Here is a 6,555-nt window from a genome sequence, read left to right on the forward strand (position 1 = left end):
TTATGGTCGAACCCTTCGTCCAGCTGGCGCCGGCCAAGGTCAACCTTGCGCTGCACGTCACCCGTCGTCGCGAGGATGGCTACCACGATCTCGAAAGCCTCGTGGTGTTCGCCGACCTCGCGGATGAGCTTGAGGCAAGACCGGCGACGGCGGATACGCTGACCATAGGCGGCCCATTCGGCAAGGGGCTGGGCACAGGTGAGACCAACTTGGTATCACGCGCGGTCGCGGCGTTTCGCGCCCGCTGGCCCAACGCCGTCGAGATGGGCCTTGCCATGCACTTGACCAAGAACCTGCCCGTTGCGGCGGGCATTGGTGGGGGTTCGGCCGACGCTGCGGCGGCATTGCGGATAATGGCGTCGCTATCCAATATTCCGGTTGCGCTGGCCGACCTCGCCGATATGGCGGCTCGGCTCGGGGCCGATGTTCCGGCGTGTCTGGTCTCGGCGCCTCTGGTGGCGCGCGGAGTTGGAGAGGTGCTTACGCGCCTGCCCGAATTCCCTTCCTGCCACATCGTTCTGGTCAACCCGCTGATCCCGCTGGCTACGGCCGATGTGTTCCGCCGCCTGCGGGCGCATGACAACTATCCGCTGCCGGAACTGCCATCGCCGTTAACGCGGCCCGCGCAACTGGGCATCTGGCTGGCCGAAACCCGCAACGACCTGCAGCCTCCGGCGGTAAAGCTGGTGCCGGTGATCGGGGAGATCGTCGAGGAACTTGGAGGGACGCAAGGCTGTATTCTGGCCCGCATGTCGGGGTCTGGCGCTACGGTGTTCGGACTGTTTGGATCGGCCGGGCAAGCGCATCAGGCCGCGCAGGTGATGCGCGCCAGCCATCCGGACCACTGGGTAGCGGCGGCGCCGCTGTTGGTCTCCTAGTAAGCCCGAACCACGCTGAATTCCACGACTTCGCTCAGTAGCGAGCGCATTTCGGACCCGGGGAGTGCTTCTAGCGCTGCCTTGGCAGAACGGGCATGGGCCTGGGCCTGCTCCATGGTGCGCGCCAGCGTGTTGTGGCGCTCCATGATGGCGACCACGGCAGCGACCTGATCTGCAGTCGCTTCGGCATCGCCGAGTGCGGCGGTGATGGTCTCGCGGTCTTCCGAACTGGCCTCGGCCAGTGCCAGAATCACCGGCAGGGTCATCTTGCCTTCGCGCAGGTCGTCGCCGACATTCTTGCCCAGCGTGCCGGACTGCCCGCCATAGTCGAGCACGTCATCGACCAGCTGGAACGCGTTGCCCAGTTCAAGGCCATATTGCGCTAGAGCCTTGCGGCCGGCATCATCGGCGCCGCCAGACATGGCGCCCACTTCGCAGGCGGCCTGGAACAGCACGGCGGTCTTGGCGCGAATTACTTCGGCATAGTCGGCGGCCGTGGTGGTCAGGTCGCCGGTCTTGGCGAGCTGGAAAACTTCGCCTTCGGCCATCACGGCTGACGCGGAGGACAGCACGCCGAGCGCGCCGATATTGCCGGTCTCGACCATCATCATAAAGGCCTGGCCGAGCAGGAAATCGCCGACCAGGATGGATGCCTTGTTGCCCCACACCATACGAGCCGCAGGCTTGCCGCGGCGCATGTCGCTCTCATCAACGACATCATCGTGCAGCAGGGTAGCGTTGTGCATGAATTCGACTGCGGCGGCGAAATTGACGGCCGTACCGGTCCCGTTGGCAAAAAGCTGGGCGGCGGCCACCGTCAGCATCGGGCGCAGGCGCTTGCCGCCGCTCTCGATGAGGTAGCGGGCCAGCTCGGGCACCATTTCGACATGTGAATCGGCGCGGCTCAGAATCAGCGCATTGACCTTGGCCATATCGGCCTCGGTGGCCAGCAATAGCCGCTCGATCGGGTTGGCGGCGGGCGCTTGTTTGATTTGCGTCAGAACTGACACTGTTGTTTCCGTCCTCGTTTGCCACACCGGCAAATCTGGTTGAGCCTGCCACACGGACGCATGTAAGGTCGCGCCAAACCGGCCTTTAAGGGTGCGATGTCCCTAGACCAGCCTCCAAGCTTTGTAAAACACCAAACCGTTACGCGCGACGCCTTTTTGGGTGGTCGGCTGACTCTGTCGCAGCCAAGCCACGGATTCAGAGCCGGATTGGATAGCGTGCTGCTCGGCGCCGCCGTAGGGCAGGGGCGCAAAACCCTGCTCGATCTGGGCTGCGGCGTCGGCACGGCGGGCTTTGTCGCCATGGCGCATCAGCCAGATCTTGGCGCAACTCTGGCCGAACAAAATTCTGAGATGGCGGCATTAGCGGTTCAAAATGCTGTAGCAAATGGCTTGGCTGAACGCTGCCGCGTCATTCAGGTCGATGTGACCGCGAAGGGCAGCGAGCGCCGCGCCGGAGGTCTGCTCGACAACGGCTATGATAGCGTCATCGCCAACCCGCCGTTTTTTGCTGGCGGAGCGGGAACGCTGGCCGCCGACAAGGGCCGCGCCGAGGCCCGCCACATGGATGCCGCAACGCTGGACCGCTGGATCAAGACGGCGGCGAGTTCGGCTGCGGCGGGTGGCGAGATCATCTTCGTTTATCCGTCGACCAGCCTGTCGCCGCTATTGTCCGGCTTCGAGCAGCGCTTTGGCGCCGTCACCGTGCTGCCGCTGGCGCCACGACGGGGCGAACCCACCACCCGCGTGCTGATCCGTGGCATCAAGGGGTCGCGCGCGCCGCTGACCCTGCTGTCGAGCCGGGTGCTGCATGTGGAGGGGCGCGCCTTTGCCCCCGAATTCGACGCAATCTTTCGCGGCGAAGCCCGCCTCGTCTGGTAATTGTCGCCGACCCATCCTAAATCTGGCGCGAAGCAAAAAGGATCGAGCATGGCCGAAACGACCACGCCGAAGCGGGGGCCTTGACCGGCATGCTGTTGAAAGTCATCATCTTTGCCGTCATCGGCCTTGCCATCTATCTGGGAATCCGCAAGATCTGGCGCGACTGGAGCGGCCAGTTCAAATCCGAAGCCCAGGAAGCGCAGCGCCTGCGCCGCGAACGCGACCTGCGCGAACGAGCCCAGCCCGGCGTGATCGACCTCAAGCGCGACAAAGACGGCACCTTCCGCCCCGGCGACGACGACAAACGCCGTTGACCGTCTGTTGCGGCCAAACTAGAGGTTTGTCCCAGTTAGCAGGGACTGCCAGATGACCAACCGCCCGTCGCATATGGACCCGAAAAATTCCTTTCAGGGTCTGATCCTCACGCTGCAGAATTTCTGGGCGGAGCAGGGCTGCGTGATTTTGCAGCCCTATGACATGCAGGTCGGCGCCGGTACTTTCCATCCCGCGACGACATTGCGGGCGCTTGGTCCCAAGCCATGGAAGGCTGCCTATGTGCAGCCCAGCCGCCGTCCCAAGGATGGTCGCTATGGCGAAAATCCCAATCGGCTGCAACACTATTACCAGTTCCAGGTGATCCTTAAGCCGTCACCTCCCGACATCCAAGAGCTCTATCTGAAATCGCTGGCTGCCATCGGCCTCGATGCCGGCCTGCATGACATCCGCTTTGTCGAGGACGATTGGGAAAGCCCGACGCTGGGCGCCTGGGGCCTTGGCTGGGAATGCTGGTGCGACGGCATGGAAGTCAGCCAGTTTACCTACTTCCAGCAGGTCGCCGGCTTTGAATGCTCGCCGGTTCCGGGCGAGATCACCTACGGTGTTGAACGTCTGGCCATGTATGTGCAGGGGGTCGAGAACGTCTATGACCTCAACTTCAACGGCCGCGAAGGCGACGAGAAGGTAACCTATGGCGACGTATTCCTGCAGAACGAGCAGGAATCCTCGAAATACGGTTTTGAGGTCGCCGACACCGAAATTCTGTTCCGCCACTTTGCCGATGCCGAAAAGGAATGCCGCGCCATTCTCGCCAAAAGCGCCCAAGGCAATCGCCACACTATGGCCATTCCCGCCTATGAGCAGGTCATCAAGGCATCGCATAATTTCAACCTGCTCGACGCCCGCGGCGTCATCTCGGTGACCGAGCGCCAGAGTTATATCCTGCGCATTCGCGAACTGGCCAAGAGCTGCGGCGATGCCTGGCTGCATACGGCCGGCGGCGGCGTGGAATAAGCCCCGCAATCCCATTGCGCGCCTGATGCCGGAATGCCAATGTCCCGCCAACTGCTTGCGGGAGATAAGCACTATGTTCGGTTGGATTATCCTGGGCCTTGTGGTCTTGGCGGCGGCCTATGCCGTCATGCTCTATAACGGCCTCGTCAAGAACCGGCAGATGGTCGAAGAGGGCTGGTCGGGCATCGACGTGCAGCTCAAGCGCCGCACCGATCTAATCCCCAACCTGATGGAAACCGTGAAGGGCTACATGAGCCACGAGCGCGAAACGCTCGAAGCGGTGACCAATGCCCGTGCCGCAGCGACCAGCGCGTCCAGCGGTACCCCCGAACAGCGCGCCGCGGCCGAAGGCCAGCTCTCAGGCGCTCTTGGCCGGCTGATCGCCACCGCCGAGGCCTACCCAGACCTCAAGGCCAACACGACCTTCCTTGAATTCCAGGCTGCACTGCAGACAGTGGAAGACGAAATCCAGATGGCCCGCCGCTACTACAACGGTTCGGTGCGCAACATGAACGTCATGGTCGAGTCAGTGCCGTCCAACTTCATTGCGGGACCATTCGGCTTCAAGACGGCGCAGTATTTCGAGCTCGAGAGCGAAGCCGACCGGGCTGTGCCCACCGTCAAGTTCAACTAGTCGCATGCGTCTCTTTGCCCGCGCCGTCATCGCCCTGCTGCTGGGGCTGCTACTTGCCGTTCCGTCGATGGCTCGCGAGGAGATTTCCAGCCTCGCGTCCAATGTGACACTGCGCACCGATGGCTCGGTGCGCGTCAGCGAAGCTATCGAGGTCAATGCCGAGGGCGTCGAAATCAGGCGCGGCATCTATCGGGATATCCCGATAGTACAGCTGTCGATGTCCGGGCAAAAGATCAGGTCCGACCTCAACGTCGAGAGCGTGACGCGCGATGGCGCCGACGAGCCATTCCGCACGGAGCGGATGGGCAATTTCGTGCGCATCTGGATCGGTGACAGCGAGCAGTTCATTTCGGACGGCAAGCACCGCTACGTCATCACCTACACCATGGACCGCATGGCCCGCAGCTTCGAGGATCATGACGAGCTGTATTGGAACGCCACCGGCAACTACTGGATTTTCCCGATCGTGCGCTCAGAGGCACGCGTTACCCTGCCTGACGGGGCGGTGATTTCCGATCTTGCTGGCTATACCGGCGCTGTGGGGTCTACCGAGCAGGCCGTCACGGTCACCCGAAACCCTGACAACACTGCTTCCTTCCGCACCGACCGCCAACTTGGCGCGGGAGAGGGCATGAGCTTTGCCGTCAAGTTTCAGAAGGGCATCCTGGTGCCGTTGAGTGGCACGGATGCTTTTTTTCAATGGCTGTCGGACATGCGGGAAGTCTTCCTTCCGATCCTCGGCGTTATTCTCGTCCTTGGCTACAACATTCTCGCCTGGAACAGAGTCGGCCGTGACCCGGCCAAGGGCACCATCATCCCTCTGTTCCATCCGCCCAAGGATTTCTCTCCGGCGCTGACGCACTATGTGGATAAATGGGGTTTCCATGGCTGGACCGCCTTCACCGCGACCCTGTTCGACCTTGGGGTCAAGGGCCTGGTCAAGATCGACAATCCCAAAACTGGCTTGACGGTGGAAGTGACCGGCAAAGTCCCCGAGGGCAAGCTGCCGGCTGGCGAGCAGAAACTGTTTACCTATTTGCAATCCAAGGGCACGGTCACTGTCGATACCAGCAATGGCGCCGAAATCGCCAAGCAGCGCGACGAGTTGCATGGCGCGATCACTAGTGAAAACCGTAGCGTCTGGTTCAACCACAATTTTGGCTATGCAGTGCTGGGCCTGTTTATCGCGCTCGCCGTGCTGGCGATCATGGTGTTTTTCGAGGCTCTGGAGCCCGAATGGCTGATCATTGGCGTGATCGTCGGCATTGTGCTGGGTATCGTCGGCACGGTGGGCAATGCCCTGTGGAAAGGCGGCGGTTTCCGGCGCTTCTTCGTCATGCTGTGGATTGGCGTCATCGGCTTCAACTTGGTCGGCAGCGGGCTTGAGGGCTTCACCCACCTGTCCGTTAACACCTCCTTCGTGGCGGCATCATCAATCGTGCTGATCACGGTGATATTCGCGATCCTGATGCGCGCGCCGACCATTCAGGGTCGCAAGGTGATGGACCAGATCGAGGGCTTCAAGCTTTACCTCGATACCGCCGAGAAGAACCGGCTGAACATTGTCGACGAACCACCGATGACCGTCGGTCGTTTCGAGCGCATCCTGCCCTATGCTATTGCGCTGGGCGTGGAAAAGCCCTGGTCCGAGCACTTCGAAGGCGAATTAGCCCGCAACGCAGTCAGCGATGTCGCAGCCGGTTCGATCTACCAACCCTACTGGTATTCCGGTCGTTCTGATTTTTCGCCGGGCAATATTTCCAACGCCATCAGTGCAGCATCGGCCGGAATGACTGCGGCCATGGTGGCGGCGCAGCCAGTGCAAGCCAGTTCATCGGGTTTCAGCTCAGGCGGCGGTGGGGAG

Annotated in this window: 7 protein-coding genes; 6 read left to right on the forward strand and 1 reads right to left on the reverse strand. The window is 61.8% G+C overall.

The window, feature by feature from the left end; translation table 11 throughout:
* The first annotated feature begins 2 nt into the window (after window positions 1–2).
* The gene (locus WH91_RS13670) at window positions 3–878 is read left to right on the forward strand and encodes a 4-(cytidine 5'-diphospho)-2-C-methyl-D-erythritol kinase (RefSeq protein WP_046171568.1); all 876 of its coding nucleotides are present in this window, start codon (window positions 3–5) and stop codon (window positions 876–878) included.
* Here the strand turns inward: WH91_RS13670 and WH91_RS13675 are convergent.
* Window positions 875–1,888: a polyprenyl synthetase family protein gene (locus WH91_RS13675; RefSeq protein ID WP_046171569.1), complete on the reverse strand. Its 1,014-nt coding sequence runs from the start codon at window positions 1,886–1,888 to the stop codon at window positions 875–877. The two genes, WH91_RS13670 and WH91_RS13675, sit on opposite strands and share 4 nt — an antisense overlap.
* Window positions 1,889–2,104: 216 nt before the next feature.
* On the opposite strand from WH91_RS13675, the gene WH91_RS13680 reads away from it, so the two are divergent.
* The 5 genes from WH91_RS13680 to WH91_RS13700 form a co-directional block, all read left to right on the forward strand.
* Window positions 2,105–2,767, forward strand: a complete 663-nt coding sequence (locus WH91_RS13680; RefSeq protein ID WP_158409568.1) for a tRNA1(Val) (adenine(37)-N6)-methyltransferase — start codon at window positions 2,105–2,107, stop codon at window positions 2,765–2,767.
* Window positions 2,768–2,847: 80 nt separating this feature from the next.
* The gene (locus WH91_RS13685; protein WP_046171571.1) at window positions 2,848–3,081 is read left to right on the forward strand and encodes a hypothetical protein; all 234 of its coding nucleotides are present in this window, start codon (window positions 2,848–2,850) and stop codon (window positions 3,079–3,081) included.
* A 52-nt stretch (window positions 3,082–3,133) separates the two neighbouring features.
* Entirely contained in the window at window positions 3,134–4,057 is a 924-nt protein-coding gene (locus WH91_RS13690; protein ID WP_046171572.1) for a glycine--tRNA ligase subunit alpha, read from the forward strand.
* Between the two features lie 73 nt (window positions 4,058–4,130).
* A complete protein-coding gene (locus WH91_RS13695; RefSeq protein ID WP_046171573.1) occupies window positions 4,131–4,691 on the forward strand; it encodes a LemA family protein in 561 nt (186 codons plus the stop codon).
* Window positions 4,692–4,695: 4 nt separating this feature from the next.
* The coding region (locus tag WH91_RS13700) for a DUF2207 domain-containing protein (protein ID WP_046171574.1) at window positions 4,696–6,555 on the forward strand (1,860 nt) is incomplete at its 3' end.

Source organism: Devosia psychrophila (genome assembly GCF_000971275.1).
GTDB lineage: Bacteria > Pseudomonadota > Alphaproteobacteria > Rhizobiales > Devosiaceae > Devosia > Devosia psychrophila.